We start from the raw sequence: 15,125 nt of genomic DNA, 5'->3' as shown, positions 1-15,125 counted from the left end.
TTTGACCGATGCGGGCGACAGACGCGCATGTTCTCAGAAGAGTTGAAACAGACGCAATCCGGGCGGTTCCGCCGCACGGCGCAAGGGGCGATGGCATGAGCGGTGTGCAGATGATTACAGTGGCCGAGGGCGACGGCGACCAACGGCTCGACCGCTGGCTGCGTCGCTTGTTTCCGCATGTCAGTCAGGGCCGCATCGAAAAGATGTGTCGAAAGGGCGAGCTGCGTGTGGATGGTGGGCGTGTCAAAGCTTCGACCCGGTTGGAAGTTGGGCAATCCGTGCGCGTACCGCCGCTGCCGGATGCAGAGCATAAACCGGCTGAAGTCAAACGTCGCGTCTCGGACGCGGACGCAAAGATGATACAGTCCTGCGTGATTTACCGCGATGATCATGTGCTGGCGCTGAACAAGCCGCACGGTTTGCCGGTGCAGGGTGGCAGCGGTCAGACACGCCACGTGGACAGCCTTTCGGAAGCGTTGCGGTTTGGTTTTGACGAAAACCCCCGATTGGTACACCGGTTGGACAAGGATACGTCAGGCGTGCTGCTGATGGCGCGGACGCGAGAGGCGGCCAAGGGGCTGACTGCGGCTTTCCGACATCGCAATACGCGCAAGATCTATTGGGCCTTGGTTGCCGGCGTGCCGACGCCCTATCTGGGCGAGATCAAGACCGGGCTGGTCAAGGCGCCGGGGCATGGCAAGCATGGTGAAGGCGAAAAGATGATTGCCGTTCATATGAACGAAGTTGACGACACACCGGGCGCAAAGCGGGCGCGCACGCTTTATGCGACGTTGTATCGTGTCGCTGGCCGCGCTGCTTGGGTTGCGATGGAGCCTGTGACCGGACGCACACACCAGTTGCGGGCACATATGGCTGCGATTGGCCATCCGATCATCGGGGATGGCAAATATGGCGGGTCCGGGCAGGAGAATCTGGGCGACGGTTGGGGCGCACAGCTCGGTGGGATAATCAGCAAGAAGCTTCACCTGCATGCGCGACGGCTGTCATTCGAACACCCCGTGACTCGCAAACCCGTGAGTATTACCGCACCTATGCCCGAGCACATGAAGGACAGCTGGGACACTCTGGGCTGGACCGAAGACCTGGCCACCGACGATCCATTCGAGGAACTGCGATGAGCGCGCCTTTGAGGCTGATCCTGTTCGACATGGATGGTACCCTTGTCGACAGTCAGGGAAGCATCGTATCGGCCATGAATGCCTGCTTTGAGGCGTTGTCACTGCCGGTTCCGGATCGAAAGGCGACCCTGTCGATCGTCGGATTGTCTCTGCCGCAGGCGATGGCGCAGTTGGCCCCGGAACAATCAGCCAAGGTTCAGACCCGGTTGGTCGAGGGGTACAAACAGGCGTATCACGCGCAGCGGCTGGAACAGGGTGTCACCAGTTCACCGCTGTATCCCGGTGCGCGGGCCGTGATCGAAACCCTGCATGCAACACCCGAATTTCTGCTTGGTGTCGCGACGGGCAAATCGCAACGCGGATTGGATGCACTGTTAGAAGGGCACGGGTTGGAAAAGTTTTTCGTGACCCGGCAGGTTGCCGATCATCACCCGTCGAAACCACACCCGTCGATGATCCACACCGCGCTGTCCGAAACCGGTGTTTCCACGGCGGATGCGGTCATGATTGGTGACACCAGTTATGACATTGAAATGGCCGCGGCGGCCGGGATTGCCGGGATTGGCGTCAGCTGGGGCTATCATCACCGGTCCGCGCTGCAAAAGGCAGGTCAGGTGATCGACGCATTCGAACAATTGCCAGATGCTCTGGCCGAACTTTGGGACCACTAAAATGAGCGACTGGAAACCGAAACGCTTCTGGACATCCAGCGCAGTGGTCGAAGCCGATGGGGGCTTTACGGTCGAACTGGACGGACGCAGGGTCAGGACGCCGACCAAGGCGGCCCTGATCCTGCCGACCCGGGCCATGGCCGAAGCTGTGGCAACCGAATGGGACGCGCAGGAAAAAGAGGTGGATCCGACTACAATGCCGTTCACACGCTCTGCCAACGCTGCCATCGACAAGGTGCGCCAACAGCACGCAGAAGTCGCGGATATGCTGGCGGAGTATGGCGATTCAGACCTTCTGTGTTATCGCGCGACGCATCCGCAGGCGCTTCAGCAGAGGCAGGCCGATCACTGGGACCCGGCATTGGACTGGGCCGCGGAAACGCTGGGCGCGCGTTTGTTCGCTGTTGCCGGAGTTCTGCACCAGCCTCAGCCAGAGGACGCAGTCCAAACCCTGCGCTCTCGTGTCCACGCCCTGAATGCCTTTCAACTTGCCGCTTTTCACGATCTCGTCAGTTTGTCGGGCTCGTTGATCCTGGGTTTCGCTGCGGCCCGCGACTGGCGCAGCGCGGAGGAGATATGGACCCTCTCTCGGCTGGACGAAATCTGGCAGACCGAACAATGGGGCCACGATGACGAGGCGCATTCGGTCGCTGAAATCAAGAAAACTGCCTTTCTGCACGCCAAAAGGTTCTTCGACCTCTCGGTTTGAGCCTTTGAAGCCTGAATTTTGGGTGTGAAAACCGCAGCCTATGCGGTTGACCCATCGATTTCCCTGATCCAGCCCTTGACGTTTGTTTATGAATACGCCCAAACTCAGGCCACTAAAGGGGAGACACCTTTTGGGTAACCTTTCCGGTGCGCGAGTGCCGGATCGAACCGTTCCATCAGGGATGGAAAATCAGGAAGAGGTAAAAATGAAAAAATCCGTAATCTTGGGCGTCGCGACGATCGCCGGCCTGGCTGCTGGCGCAGCTGCAGCGGGCACCGTGGACGATGTCAAGGCGCGCGGCAAGCTGAACTGTGGTGTGACCACCGGTCTGGTCGGTTTTGCAGCGCCCGACGCAAATGGCGAATGGCAGGGCTTTGACGTAGCTGTATGCCGCGCTGTTGCAGCAGCCGTTCTGGGTGATGCAAACGCAGTTGAATTCGTTCCGACCACCGGTAAGACACGCTTTACCGCGCTGGCCTCGGGCGAGATCGACATGCTGGCCCGGAACACCACCTGGACCTTCAGCCGTGACGTCGACCTGAAGTTCGAATTCGTTGGCGTGAACTACTATGACGGTCAGGGCTTCATGGTTCCCAAGGCGCTGGGCGTAAGCTCGGCCAAGGAACTGGACGGCGCAACTGTCTGCATTCAGACCGGCACGACAACCGAGCTGAACCTGGCGGACTTCTTCCGCTCGAACAACATCAGCTACGAGCCGGTTCCGATCGAAACCAACGCCGAAGCGCAGCAGCAGTACCTGGCTGGCGCATGTGACGTTTACACCACCGACGCCTCGGGCCTGGCCGCAACCCGCGCCACGTTCGAAAACCCCGGTGATCACGTCCTGCTGCCCGAAATTATCTCGAAAGAGCCGCTGGGCCCGCTGGTCCGCCATGGCGATCACGAGTGGGGCGACGTTGTCCGCTGGACTCTGAACGCGCTGATCTCGGCTGAAGAGCTGGGCGTGACCTCGGCCAACATCGACGAGATGGCGGCCGGCACCAACAACCCCGAAGTGAACCGCCTGCTGGGCAGCGAAGGCACTCTGGGTGAGATGCTGGGTCTGGACGCCGAATGGGCGGCCCGCGCGATCAAAGCCGGTGGCAACTATGGCGAAGTCTTCGCCAAGAACATCGGTGAGGAAACTCCGATCGGTCTGGCACGTGGCCTGAACGCTCAGTGGACCGACGGCGGTCTGCTGTACTCGCCACCGTTCCGCTAAAATCCACGGAAAAGGGCGCAGGGCAACCTGCGCCCTTTTTCCATCAATAAGAAACACTCCCGAATAGATTGAGCAGTGATCAACTCTGCCGACAAAAAATCGGGATGTCACGGGGATATACATAGGTCATGACGACTCTCACTGACCCGCCGAAGGAGCATTTCCGGCTGTCCATGCTCCTTTACGATACGCGGTACCGATCTGCGACCATTCAGGTCATCGCTCTGATCGGTTTCATGCTTCTGGCAGCCTGGATCATTTCGAACACCATTCAGAACCTTGAGGCGCTTGGTAAACCGGTCGAGTTCGGCTTTTTCGGTGAACCGGCGAGCTATGACATCAACCAGCGCCTGCTGGAATACACGTCGCGTGACAGCCATCTGCGTGCAGCCTTTATCGGCCTGCTGAACACGTTGGTTGTGGCCGTACTGGGCTGTATCACGGCGACGATCGTTGGTGTTCTTGTCGGTGTTCTGCGCCTGTCCAACAACTGGCTGGTCGCACGGATCATGACCGTCTACGTCGAGATGTTCCGCAACGTGCCGGTTCTGCTTTGGATCGTGCTGGCCATGGCCATCCTGATCGAAAGCCTGCCCGCACCCAGGGCCTTCCGGGGCGAAGACCCCGAGGCGACGATGAAGCTGTTCGATTCGGTCGCTATCACCAATCGCGGGGTGTATATTCCGGAATTCCTGTTCTCGCGCAGCCTTGGCGATATTCATTTCTTTGGCACATCCAGCCTGCGGTTCGATGTCTCGTTGGACTTGATCGCCGTACTAATCGTGCTGGGCGGCAGCATCTTTACCATGCGCAAGGTTGCAGCCTGGGCCACGGCCAAACAGGAGTCGACCGGTGATCGCCCGACCATCTGGTACATCCAGTTGGGCATCCTGTTCGTTCCGATGCTCATCCTGCTGACTATTCTGGGCTTCCACTTGGGATACCCTGAACTGAAGGGCTTCAACTTCAGCGGCGGTACGCATATGCGCAACTCGCTGATAGCCTTGTGGCTGGCCCTGTCGCTGTACACGGCGGCCTTCATCGCGGAAATCGTGCGCGCTGGTATCCTGGCCATTTCCAAAGGTCAGACCGAAGCCGCATCTGCGCTGGGTCTGCGCCCGGGCCGCACCATGCGACTGGTGATCCTGCCGCAGGCGCTGCGGGTGATCATTCCGCCGATGATCTCGAACTACCTGAACCTGACCAAGAACTCGTCGCTGGCGATTGCGGTCGGATATATGGACATCACGGGTACCCTGGGCGGCATCACCATGAACCAGACCGGCCGCGAGCTGGAATGCGTTCTTCTGCTGATGCTGGTCTACCTGTCCATCTCGCTGAGCATTTCGGCGGTGATGAACTGGTACAACAACCGTGTCAAACTGGTGGAGCGGTAATATGGCTGATGTTTCATTTGTCCGTACGGAAATGCTGCCCGAACAAGCGCCACCTGCTTCTGAGGTTGGCGCGCTGGGATGGGTCAAACACAACCTGTTCTCAAGCTGGTTCAACTCGATCCTGACCGTGGTTTCGCTTTGGGCGATCTGGTATGTTTTAGCTGGTGTTTTACCTTGGGTTTTCCAGTCCGTCTGGAATGCCGACTCGCTGAACCAATGCCGCGAGATCATGCAGGAGACCTGGGGATCGACCCATGGGCACGCCTGCTGGGCGGTGATCAACGACCGCTGGTTGCAGTTGCTGTTCGGTTTCTACCCCAGCCATCTTTACTGGCGTCCGATCCTGTCCCTGGTGCTGCTGCTGGTTGCGCTGGCCCCGGTGCTGTATTCGGATCGCGTTCCAACCAAGATGCTGATCTTTACCGCCATCTATCCCTTCCTGATGCCATGGCTGATGTGGGGCGGAACCATCTGGGGCCCGATTTCAGCCGCGCTGGGTTTTGTTGTCGGTTGGGGCGTCTACACCCTGCTTAGCAAGCAATTGAGCGAGCTGATCGGGATGATCGGTGCAACCGTGGCTGCAGTGATCTGGTGGCTGGTTCTGTCCGGCTATTTCACCGGTGCGATGGACTCGATCCTTCCGATAGGTATCGAAGCGGTGGAAAGCCGTCAGTTCGGTGGTTTCATGCTGGCGATCCTGCTGGGCGTCGTGGCCATTGGTGTCTCGCTGCCGATCGGCATCGTGCTGGCGCTGGGGCGTCAGTCGGACTTGCTGATCGTCAAATACCTGTGCGTGGGCTTTATCGAGTTCATCCGCGGCGTGCCGCTGATCACCTTGTTGTTCGTGGCGTCGCTGCTGTTAAACCTGTTCCTGCCGCCGGGCACCAATTTTGACATCATCCTGCGGGTGATGATCATGATGACCCTGTTCTCGGCCGCCTATATGGCCGAGGTAATCAGGGGTGGTCTGGCTGCCCTGCCGCGTGGTCAATACGAAGGCGCAGACAGCCTCGGCCTGAACTACTGGCAGGCCCAACGGCTGATCATCATGCCGCAAGCCCTGAAAATCTCAATTCCGGGCATCGTGAGCACATTCATCGGGATCTTCAAGGATACGACCCTGGTGTCGATTATCGGGCTGTTCGACGTTATCGGACTGGCATCCGCCATCCGCGCCGACACCGCCTGGAATGGCATCTACTGGGAACTGTTCGCGTTCATCGCGGCGCTGTTCTTCGTCGTCTGCTTCTCCATGTCCCGTTATTCCATGTATCTGGAGCGCAAGCTTCAGACCGGCCACCATTAAGGAGTTCAACGCATGTCTCAACTTGCCGTAGAACGCGAAATCGACCGCTCCAAGATGCAGGTGAGCGACGAGGTCGCCATCGAAATCTCCAACATGAACAAGTGGTACGGGGCTTTCCACGTGCTGCGCGATATCAATCTGACCGTCAATCAGGGCGAGCGGATCGTGATCGCGGGGCCGTCGGGGTCGGGTAAGTCCACCCTGATCCGCTGCCTGAACGCGCTGGAGGAACACCAGCAAGGCACGATCATAGTGGACGGAACCGAACTGTCGAACGACCTAAAGAATATCGACAAGATCAGGTCCGAAGTTGGCATGGTGTTCCAGCACTTCAACCTGTTCCCGCATCTGACCATTCTGGAAAACTGTACGCTGGCCCCGATCTGGGTGCGCAAGACGCCCAAGAAAGAGGCCGAAGAAACGGCGATGCACTTCCTTGAAAAGGTGAAGATTCCCGAACAGGCCAACAAGTATCCCGGTCAGCTATCCGGTGGTCAGCAGCAGCGTGTGGCGATTGCCCGTTCGCTGTGCATGCGACCGCGGATCATGTTGTTCGATGAACCGACATCGGCGCTTGACCCCGAGATGATCAAAGAGGTGCTCGACACCATGATCGAGCTGGCCGAGGAAGGCATGACCATGCTCTGCGTGACGCACGAGATGGGCTTTGCCCGTCAGGTGGCGAACCGCGTGATCTTCATGGATGCCGGACAGATCGTGGAACAGAACGAACCGGAAGAGTTCTTCAACAACCCGCAAAGCGAGCGGACCAAGCTGTTCCTCAGCCAGATCCTGGGTCACTGATCCGGATCGAAGTCACAAGAAGGGCGGGGTTGTGCCCCGCCTTTTTCTATTCCAGCAGTTCGCGCGGAATAACAAACTCCAGCGTTTTGCCGCTGTGCCAGTATACTTCGTCCCAGTTTTCTACGCCGAATTGGATCACGGTCGTCGCGCAGGTCGGATAATCGAAAAACCTTGGATGTTCGGGTGTATTCTTCACGATGCGCTCGGCAAAATCGGCGATTCCGGGATTGTGCCCAAGCATCAGCACTGTTGCGCCCTGTGCCGTTTGTAATTGGTTCAACATTTGCACTGGATCGGCGTGATACAGGGCCTGAGTAAAGGCAACTTCAGGCGCGCCTAGCCCCATCTGTTCCCATGTTTCGCGCGTTCGGGTTGAGCTTGAGCTGAGCACTTCATCCGGCAACCAGTTGTGGTCCTTCAGCCAACCGCCAATCGCCGCAGCAGACTTTCGCCCACGTTTGTTCAGGGGGCGATCATGATCCATCAGACCGGGGTGATTCCAGCTTGATTTGGCGTGGCGGGTCAGGATCAATGTGCGTGTCATGAGGGATGAAAGGACTTCATGTGAAGGGCGGATTGTTCGGGTTGCCGTCCTGCACCATGGCTGATGGGGCAGGCCAGCCTTGCCGCGCAGCCACCGGTCATGCAGCTTTGCCCTGCATCGGTATCCAGATAATTGTGGCAGGCAGCCACGTCATAAAAGCTTGCCGCATTCAGAGCGCCGACCGGGCAGGCCGTCGTGCAGGGGGCGGGACAGTCTGTGCAGGGCGAAGTGCCAGATACGGCCGGAATGTCAAACTCATCCGGGAAGTGCAGCGCGCCACGGAAAGAAATCAGCATCCCAACCGTGTCGTGCACCAACGCGCCTACAGGGCTTTGGAACGTGCGCCCTGATTTCAACGCCCAGTCAATGAACGGGGTGTAGGGTGGGCCGCCGAATGGGAAATAGGCCACAGCGCCCATTGCGGCAGCCAATTCACCCACGACACGGGAAGACCAGCGATCTACCGGGTCCGGCAAGTTATCATTCCACTCGGGAGAGGCCTGCAACACCGGCCAGAATGCTTCGGCCGTACCCAGTAGGATCAACGTGCCGTGATCCAGCTGATTTGCACCACTGGTGCGTGGATGCTGCGCCCCCATCACGATGAGGCCGGCCTCGAAAGTCGCCCTCTCAACGTTCTGATAGGTCACTTCCGTTGAAACGGAAGGAACAGGCTCCATCCTAGCCGGGTCGGTCGATCGTCCTGCCATTCCAGTCCCACGCTCATCTTTTCGTGTCCGCCACCGGGCTGCGCCACATAGGTTCCCATCAATCGGTCCCAGATGGACAAGGCAAAGCCATAGTTGCTGTCATGCTCATTTCTGAGAACCGAATGGTGCACCCGATGCATATCGGGCGTCACAAGAACCCTACGCAACACAGCGTCCACGGCAAGAGGAAGTCTGAGGTTCGAGTGATTGAAAAGCGCGGTTCCGTTCAGAAGGACCTCGAACAGGATCACCGCCAGTGCGCTGGGTCCGAGAAGGTAGATCAAGCCTATCTTCAGGGCCATGGACAGCGCGATTTCAATCGGATGGAACCGAATGGCCGTGGTGACATCCATATCTCTGTCCGCATGGTGCACGCGGTGCAGGCGCCAAAGTATTGGCACCTTGTGGGTCACAAGATGCTGAAGCCAGATCGCAAAATCGAGGATCAAGACGCTGAGAGCGACTTCCAGCCAAGCTGGCCAATCAAGGCGGTTGAACAAACCCATGCCGTTTTGGGACGCGTCGAGCGCCGCCCCCACCGCCAGAAGGGGAAACCCGATTGCCAATACACGGAGTGTCACAGCGTTCAGGACAGTAATCGACAGGTTGGTCACCCAGCGCCGCGCCCGGTCGCAATTGCGTGGCCTGCGGGGCGCAAGTGCTTCGGCGCTTGCGAAGACAATGAACAGCCCCAAAAACACGCCCAGACGAATGATGGCTTCATTCTCCATACATTCACATTCGGGCATGTTTGTCTCGGACGCAAGGCCGTCCGGATCACTAACGCGTCAATCGGGTCGGATCAGAGACCCGGCGCCGTGTTCGGTGAACAGCTCCAGCAGTACAGCATTGGGCGCACGCCCATCGAGGATAACAACAGCACGAACGCCGTTGTGCAGGGCGTCCAACGCCGTTTCGGTTTTGGGGATCATGCCGCCTGCGATTGTGCCTTCCCGCGTCATCTCGCGGATCTGGCCGGCCTTCAGTTCAGTCACCACATCTCCGGCCGCGTTTTTGACGCCCGAGACATCGGTGAGCAGCAAAAGGCGGTCCGCTTTCAAGGCCGAAGCAATCGCGCCGGCAGCGGTATCGCCATTGACGTTGAAGGTCTCACCATTCCCTCCGGCGCCAAGCGGGGCAATTACCGGGATTACATCATGCGCAAACAGGTCATGAAGGATCTTGGGGTTCATCTCGGATGGCGTTCCGACGAAGCCCAGCGAAGCATCCGTCTGTTCGCAGGTCATGAGATGAGCGTCTTTCCCGGACAGCCCAACGGCCATTCCACCCTGCGCGTTGATCGCCTGAACGATGCGCTTGTTCACGAGGCCGGACAGCACCATTTCAACCACTTCCACTGTGGCCTTGTCGGTGACGCGTTTGCCGTGGACGAACTCGGACTGGATATCCAGCCGATCCAGCATCGAATTGATCATCGGACCACCGCCATGCACGATGACCGGGTTCACGCCTACCTGCCGCATCAGAACGACGTCACGGGCAAAGCTCTCCATCGCCTCGTCGCTGCCCATGGCGTGCCCGCCCAACTTGATGACGACAATGGCGCCATCATAGCGCTGCAGATAGGGCAGGGCGCTATTGAGTGTGGCTGCTGTGGCGATCCAGTCCCGGTTCATGTCTCTTGTCTTCATGGCTAAGGTCCCTTTGGCGTACCCTGTTAGGACCTTTGCGCGGTGGTGCCAAGGCCCAAGCTATTCCAGGTGTGCGATGATCGAACGCAAGGTTGGAATGCCGTCGCCTTTCTCGGATGAGGTCAGCACGATCTCGGGGAACGCTGCCGGATGCTTGGACAACGCGGCGCGTGTCTGATCCAGCACTTTCTGGCGTTCATTGGCCTTGACCTTGTCTGCCTTGGTCATGACGCACTGGAAAGTGACAGCGCTGGTGTCCAGCAGCTTCATGATCTCGTCATCGACCGGCTTAACGCCATGGCGCGAGTCGATCAGGACAAAAGCCCGGCGCAGGGTCTGGCGTCCACTCAGATATTGCTTGAGGAGCCTCTGCCATTTCTCCACGACCTTCACCGGGGCGTTGGCATAACCGTAGCCCGGCAAATCAACCAGATAGAGCTCCGGGCCTTGCGTGAAAAAGTTGATCTCTTGCGTGCGCCCTGGGGTGTTTGATGCGCGTGCCAGCCCCTTGGTGCCAGTCAGCGCGTTAATCAAACTTGATTTGCCTACGTTCGAGCGACCGGCGAAACAGACTTCCAGCCGATCCGGTGCTGGCAAGCCATTCATGGCGACAACGCCTTTGACGAATTCTGACGGGCCGGCAAACAATTTGCGTCCACGCTCCTGTGCGATCTCGTCCGGGTTGTCTGCAAGAGGGAACGGCAGGGTTGTCATAGCACTTTCACCGTATCGCCAACGCCGATCGAGCCGCCTTGGAGGACCTCGGCGTATACGCCAAAATCCTGATGCCCCAGCTGCTCAAGGCGCCCAGCGTGTCAGCGTCACGCTCCCCTGTTTCGGGGTTGGCGGTGGTTGCCAGGCAGCGAGTGATGCGTTCACGTACCCGGAACACGGCCTCACCGATCTGAATGTCGCGGCCGATCCAATCGAACTCTTCCCATAGCGGCAAACCATCGAACCAGACGTTGCCGCGCCAGCGGGCGGTTGACAGGTCCTGCCCCAGTTTTTGTCCGACCGCGCGATGCGACGCCATGTTGCACAGGCTGATCGACGGGAAATCGCTGTCCGTCATACCGCGCCCCGGCACCCGGACGATGCGGGCCGAAGCAGCGCGTTCTTCGGGCATCAACGGCTTGACCCATTCCAGAAACATCTCTTGATCCGTATCCGGGGCAAAGCTGAGATCGGGGCGCTTTGGATGACTAAGTGTCACCGTGTCACCCTGCGTCCGGGCCGAGATCGCCATCAGGTGCGGAGCTTTCGCCGCCCTGCTGAAATTGGCGCAAGGTACCCATTGCGAACCATCAACCTTGGAGGCCTCATGCGCCACTGCCCAAACGCGATCCCCGGGCATCGTCTGCCCGGGGGTCACGGTTACGTTGTTTACGGATTCTCGCCCATGGCTTTTGATCGGGTGCCGCCACAGGCTGGTGACCTTTCCGCTCATTTGTCGTCCGTTTTGGGCGTTCGCTTGAAGCCGGACTTGATGTTGCCAAACACATCAGGTGTATAGCCTTGGCTGCGCATGATCAGATACTGCTGCGTGAACGTAATCGTGTTGTTCGCGATCCAGTAGACCACCAGCCCGCTGGCAAACCCGCCCAGCATGAACATGAAGACCCACGGCATCCAGGCAAAGATCATCGCCTGCGTCGGATCGGTTGGTGCCGGATTCAGTTTCTGCTGCAACCACATCGAAATACCCAGCAGCATCGGCAGGATGCCGATGAAGATCAACGCCATCAGTGTGTCCGGCTGCGGCGCGGCCCAAGGCAACCAACCAAAGAAGTTGAAGATCGAAGTTGGGTCCGGCGCGCTCAGGTCCTGGAACGGGCCGAACCAGGGGGCCTGACGCAGTTCGATGGTGACGAAGATCACCTTGTACAACGAGAAAAAGATCGGAATCTGCAGCAGGATCGGCAAACAGCCCGCGGCGGGGTTCACCTTTTCCTTCTTGTACAACTCCATCATGCCCTGTTGCATCTTTTGGCGGTCGTCGCCTGCCGCCTCTTTCAGGGCCTCCATCTGCGGTTGGAGTTCCTTCATCTTGGCCATCGAGACGTAGGACTTGAAGGCGAGCGGGAACAGGATCGCCTTGATGATCAGGGTCAGCCCGATGATGGACCAGCCCATGTTGCCGATCAGAACGTTTATGTTGTGCAGCAGCCAGAAAATCGGCTTGGTCAGGAAGAAGAACCAGCCCCAATCGATGCTGTCGATGAATTTCTGGACGCCTTCGGCCTGATATTCGCGAATGGTTTCCCACTCCTTGGCACCCGCGAACAGGCGCGTGGTGACCTCGGCGCTGGCGCCCGGGGCGACCGTCAGCGTCGGCAGAACCGTTTCGGTCTGATAGATCTTGCGGCGTGCGTCGTACTTCGCGGCGGCCTTGAAGGCCGAACCAGGGTCAGGGATCAGCGTTGTCATCCAATAGTGATCGGTGAACCCTATCCAGCCGTTTTCCTTGACCTGATAAACCTCGGCCTGGGCGCGTTCATTTGGATCGATATCGAAATCGCGGACATCGCCATAGTCGACCTCGGACAGTGTCCCGTCGGCCATGCCGATGACGCCCTCATGCAGGATGAAGAAATTCTTCAGTTCCGGCAAGTCGCCGTCTTCGCCGATGCCGTGGCGTGCAAGAATGCCATACGGCGCCATGCCGACTTCGGCCTGTGTTGCGTTTTCAACCGACTGGGTGACCGAGAACATGTAGTCCTTGTCTACAGAGATCGTCCGACGGAAGGTCAGGCCATTGCCATTGTCCCAGGCCAGGGTGACCGGACTGTCCACGCCCAGTGTATCCCCCTGTTCCAGGCTCCAAAGCGTGTTGGGCCCCGGCACATCTGTCCCCGAAAGCCCTGCACCCGGCGCCCAGCCATAGAGCGCATAATAGGCAGACTCGGATCCGACGGGTGAAAGCAACTCGACGATCGGCGCGCCTGCTTCGATCGAGGTTTTGTAGTCTTTCAGGAACAGCTCATCGATGCGGCCACCTGACAGCGACAGGCTGCCCGAAAGGCGTGGGGTGTCAATCTGAACGCGCGGCGCCTGGCTATCCGGCAACGTGTCCTCGGCCGCTGTGGTCGCTTCGCCCACGGTCCCTGTTCCCGTCGCACTGGGCGCCTGCACCTCATTGGTGTCGGTTGTGGTGATTTCGGTTTGCTCGGGTGTCACCGTCGGCTCCGGTGGGGGAAACAGCACGAACCAAACCAGGATCACCAGAAAGCTGAGTGCAGTTGCGAGGATGAGATTCTTGTTCTGATCGTCCATCTGGGACAGCCACCTTGAGCATTGAAAGACACCCGGTGGGTTCAACAGAGTGCAGCCCCAAAGGTCAAGTGGAATCGCCCCCCAATTCACCACTACGCGGCGATCTGCACGGCAAATTCAGGATTTCCGTCCGATTTTGTGCTGGATTTCCGGAACACCGCTTGCATTGGTTCGATAGGCGGCAATCCAGTCCAGAGTTTTTTCAAAGGGCATCGGCCTGCCAATGCCGAAGCCCTGTACGTGATTGCTGCCGAGTTGAGCCATCAGCGCGTGCTCGCCGGGCGTCTCCACCCCTTCGGCAAGTGTCTCAAGGTTCAGCCGTTCGGCCATGGTCAGAATGGCGCTGACAAGCTGCTGCTGACTGGGGTCCTGATCGGCTTTGGCGACAAAGGTCCGGTCAATTTTGATGCGGGATACGTCAAAGCGTTTGATCGAGGCAATGGAGGCGTGCCCGGTTCCAAAGTCATCGAGGTCAATACAGCACCCCATTGCCGCCATTCCGGTCACGTTTCGGGTAATGACATCGTCCGGGCGCCGAGAGAACACCGTCTCGAGAATTTCGACTGCCAGCCGGTCCGGCGTCAGGTCGAATTGATCCAACTCCCATTTGAGGCGGTCCAGAAGGCCAGGATCGCGCAGTTCGTCGGAAGAGAAGTTCACGCCGACTCGTGGCACATGGAATCCGGCATTGTCCCAGGCGTTGAGAGCTTTGAAGGCGTGATGACGTATGACCTGTCCCAAACGTTCCAGCAGTTCGGCCTGCTCGGCAAAGGGCAGGAAAACCTGGGGGCCCATAATCCCTTTTGTCGGGTGTTCCCACCGGGCCAGGGCCTCGAACCCGGTGATCTCGCCAGTGTCGGTGGAAACTTGCGGCTGAAACCACGGATGTATTTCACCATTGTCCAGTGCGGCTTCGAATTCCTTGCGCAGATTGGCTCGGACCAGCGATCTGCGGTGCGTTTCTGTCGAAAAGGCACGAATGGTAGAGGGCCCGGTTCTTTGCGCTTCGGCCAGGGCGGCGACTGTGGCTTCAATCCATTGCTCCGCGTCGGCACCCGGTACATAGGATTGCAGGCAGAACCCGATTGAACAGGATACGTAGACCCCGGTGCCGTTCAGCAGGACGGGCTCCTCAATGGCGTTCTGAATGCGGCCGGACATCTGAATGCAGGCCTCAAGATCAAGCTGCGTTGAAGGGCGTAGCCCGATCAGAAACCGGTTCGAAGTCAATTGGGTGAAGATGTCGTGACCACGAATCACAGCAAGAACGCGGTCACTGAACTGTTGCGCGACATGGTCGGCGGCTGTCTGTCCGTGAAGGTCGAGAATTCCTGAATGGTTATCCAGCGCAATGGCGATACAGGCCGCGTTTTCACCGGTGCTTTGTGCAGTCTGATGGATGGACTGCAATTCTGACCGGAAGATGTCCCTTGCCACTGCACCGCTTGGGCGTCCTCCTGCATCGGCCAGGATATGCGTCTTGCCGCTTATCGTGCCGACAATTGCAAAGACCAGCGGCACACCGAGTGCAACGGTGACCAGGGCCAATTCACCGCCAAGCCAGAAAGCGGCGAGGCAAATCGCGGGTACAAAGGTCAAGGCTTGTGGACCCGTCACGACGGCAAGCAGAATTTCGCGGATTCTTTCAAGGGACGGGTGTCTGGACATTGGTTTCAACGGCCTTCGGCATGGGCTGGG

At 58.7% G+C, this 15,125-nt stretch carries 14 protein-coding genes and 1 pseudogene; 7 read left to right on the top strand and 8 right to left on the bottom strand.

What is annotated here, in order from left to right:
- The first annotated feature begins 95 nt into the window (after nucleotides 1-95).
- The 7 genes from AC2TEL_RS19925 (at nucleotide 96) to AC2TEL_RS19895 (ending at nucleotide 7,248) form a co-directional block, all read left to right on the top strand.
- A complete protein-coding gene (locus tag AC2TEL_RS19925; RefSeq protein WP_480906475.1) occupies nucleotides 96-1,139 on the top strand; it encodes an RluA family pseudouridine synthase in 1,044 nt (347 codons plus the stop codon).
- Nucleotides 1,136-1,810: an HAD-IA family hydrolase gene (locus AC2TEL_RS19920; RefSeq protein WP_480906472.1), complete on the top strand. Its 675-nt coding sequence runs from the start codon at nucleotides 1,136-1,138 to the stop codon at nucleotides 1,808-1,810. Before AC2TEL_RS19925 ends, AC2TEL_RS19920 begins: the two co-directional genes overlap by 4 nt.
- A gap of 1 nt (nucleotide 1,811) precedes the next feature.
- Complete coding sequence (locus AC2TEL_RS19915) at nucleotides 1,812-2,519, top strand: ATP12 family chaperone protein (protein WP_480906469.1); 708 nt, start codon at nucleotides 1,812-1,814, stop codon at nucleotides 2,517-2,519.
- A 205-nt stretch (nucleotides 2,520-2,724) separates the two neighbouring features.
- Entirely contained in the window at nucleotides 2,725-3,741 is a 1,017-nt protein-coding gene (locus tag AC2TEL_RS19910; RefSeq protein WP_480844396.1) for an amino acid ABC transporter substrate-binding protein, read from the top strand.
- Nucleotides 3,742-3,869: 128 nt separating this feature from the next.
- Nucleotides 3,870-5,138 carry an amino acid ABC transporter permease gene (locus AC2TEL_RS19905; RefSeq protein WP_480844395.1) on the top strand — a complete coding sequence of 423 codons (1,269 nt, stop codon included), beginning with the start codon at nucleotides 3,870-3,872 and terminating at the stop codon, nucleotides 5,136-5,138.
- Nucleotide 5,139: 1 nt separating this feature from the next.
- The gene (locus tag AC2TEL_RS19900; RefSeq protein ID WP_480906466.1) at nucleotides 5,140-6,444 is read left to right on the top strand and encodes an amino acid ABC transporter permease; all 1,305 of its coding nucleotides are present in this window, start codon (nucleotides 5,140-5,142) and stop codon (nucleotides 6,442-6,444) included.
- 12 nt (nucleotides 6,445-6,456) lie between these two features.
- Nucleotides 6,457-7,248, top strand: coding sequence for an amino acid ABC transporter ATP-binding protein (locus AC2TEL_RS19895; RefSeq protein ID WP_480844393.1), 792 nt, complete (start codon nucleotides 6,457-6,459; stop codon nucleotides 7,246-7,248).
- A 46-nt stretch (nucleotides 7,249-7,294) separates the two neighbouring features.
- On the opposite strand, the gene AC2TEL_RS19890 is transcribed toward AC2TEL_RS19895, so the two are convergent.
- The 8 genes and pseudogenes from AC2TEL_RS19890 to AC2TEL_RS19855 form a co-directional block, all read right to left on the bottom strand.
- Complete coding sequence (locus tag AC2TEL_RS19890) at nucleotides 7,295-7,792, bottom strand: SixA phosphatase family protein (RefSeq protein WP_480906464.1); 498 nt, start codon at nucleotides 7,790-7,792, stop codon at nucleotides 7,295-7,297.
- Entirely contained in the window at nucleotides 7,789-8,472 is a 684-nt protein-coding gene (locus AC2TEL_RS19885) for a ferredoxin (RefSeq protein WP_480906461.1), read from the bottom strand. Before AC2TEL_RS19885 ends, AC2TEL_RS19890 begins: the two co-directional genes overlap by 4 nt.
- A complete protein-coding gene (locus tag AC2TEL_RS19880) occupies nucleotides 8,439-9,233 on the bottom strand; it encodes a sterol desaturase family protein (protein ID WP_480906458.1) in 795 nt (264 codons plus the stop codon). The genes AC2TEL_RS19885 and AC2TEL_RS19880 overlap by 34 nt, the downstream gene beginning before the upstream one ends.
- A 57-nt stretch (nucleotides 9,234-9,290) precedes the next feature.
- Complete coding sequence (argB, locus tag AC2TEL_RS19875; RefSeq protein ID WP_480844389.1) at nucleotides 9,291-10,154, bottom strand: acetylglutamate kinase; 864 nt, start codon at nucleotides 10,152-10,154, stop codon at nucleotides 9,291-9,293.
- A gap of 60 nt (nucleotides 10,155-10,214) precedes the next feature.
- Entirely contained in the window at nucleotides 10,215-10,868 is a 654-nt protein-coding gene (gene yihA / locus AC2TEL_RS19870; protein WP_480844388.1) for a ribosome biogenesis GTP-binding protein YihA/YsxC, read from the bottom strand.
- A pseudogene (locus AC2TEL_RS19865) lies at nucleotides 10,865-11,601 on the bottom strand (MOSC domain-containing protein). The gene yihA and the pseudogene AC2TEL_RS19865 overlap by 4 nt, the downstream one beginning before the upstream one ends.
- The gene (gene yidC, locus AC2TEL_RS19860) at nucleotides 11,598-13,427 is read right to left on the bottom strand and encodes a membrane protein insertase YidC (protein WP_480844386.1); all 1,830 of its coding nucleotides are present in this window, start codon (nucleotides 13,425-13,427) and stop codon (nucleotides 11,598-11,600) included. The pseudogene AC2TEL_RS19865 and the gene yidC overlap by 4 nt, the downstream one beginning before the upstream one ends.
- Nucleotides 13,428-13,544: 117 nt before the next feature.
- Nucleotides 13,545-15,095, bottom strand: a complete 1,551-nt coding sequence (locus tag AC2TEL_RS19855) for a putative bifunctional diguanylate cyclase/phosphodiesterase (protein WP_480906455.1) — start codon at nucleotides 15,093-15,095, stop codon at nucleotides 13,545-13,547.
- Between the last annotated feature and the right edge of the window lie 30 nt (nucleotides 15,096-15,125).

The organism is Ruegeria sp. HKCCD9138 (genome assembly GCF_057220975.1).
The sequence above is the reverse complement of the archived record's forward strand: the minus strand, read 5'-3'. Positions and strand labels throughout refer to the sequence as shown.

Excerpts from the sequence above, each read along its gene's own strand:
- AC2TEL_RS19895 (WP_480844393.1), top strand. The coding sequence starts at position 6,457 with ATGTCTCAACTTGCCGTAGAACGCGAAATCGACCGCTCCAAGATGCAG.
- AC2TEL_RS19900 (WP_480906466.1), top strand. The coding sequence starts at position 5,140 with ATGGCTGATGTTTCATTTGTCCGTACGGAAATGCTGCCCGAACAAGCG.
- AC2TEL_RS19885 (WP_480906461.1), bottom strand. The coding sequence starts at position 8,472 with ATGGAGCCTGTTCCTTCCGTTTCAACGGAAGTGACCTATCAGAACGTT.
- AC2TEL_RS19915 (WP_480906469.1), top strand. The coding sequence starts at position 1,812 with ATGAGCGACTGGAAACCGAAACGCTTCTGGACATCCAGCGCAGTGGTC.
- yidC (WP_480844386.1), bottom strand. The coding sequence starts at position 13,427 with ATGGACGATCAGAACAAGAATCTCATCCTCGCAACTGCACTCAGCTTT.
- AC2TEL_RS19905 (WP_480844395.1), top strand. The coding sequence starts at position 3,870 with ATGACGACTCTCACTGACCCGCCGAAGGAGCATTTCCGGCTGTCCATG.
- AC2TEL_RS19880 (WP_480906458.1), bottom strand. The coding sequence starts at position 9,233 with ATGGAGAATGAAGCCATCATTCGTCTGGGCGTGTTTTTGGGGCTGTTC.
- argB (WP_480844389.1), bottom strand. The coding sequence starts at position 10,154 with ATGAAGACAAGAGACATGAACCGGGACTGGATCGCCACAGCAGCCACA.
- AC2TEL_RS19920 (WP_480906472.1), top strand. The coding sequence starts at position 1,136 with ATGAGCGCGCCTTTGAGGCTGATCCTGTTCGACATGGATGGTACCCTT.
- AC2TEL_RS19925 (WP_480906475.1), top strand. The coding sequence starts at position 96 with ATGAGCGGTGTGCAGATGATTACAGTGGCCGAGGGCGACGGCGACCAA.
- AC2TEL_RS19890 (WP_480906464.1), bottom strand. The coding sequence starts at position 7,792 with ATGACACGCACATTGATCCTGACCCGCCACGCCAAATCAAGCTGGAAT.
- yihA (WP_480844388.1), bottom strand. The coding sequence starts at position 10,868 with ATGACAACCCTGCCGTTCCCTCTTGCAGACAACCCGGACGAGATCGCA.
- AC2TEL_RS19855 (WP_480906455.1), bottom strand. The coding sequence starts at position 15,095 with ATGTCCAGACACCCGTCCCTTGAAAGAATCCGCGAAATTCTGCTTGCC.
- AC2TEL_RS19910 (WP_480844396.1), top strand. The coding sequence starts at position 2,725 with ATGAAAAAATCCGTAATCTTGGGCGTCGCGACGATCGCCGGCCTGGCT.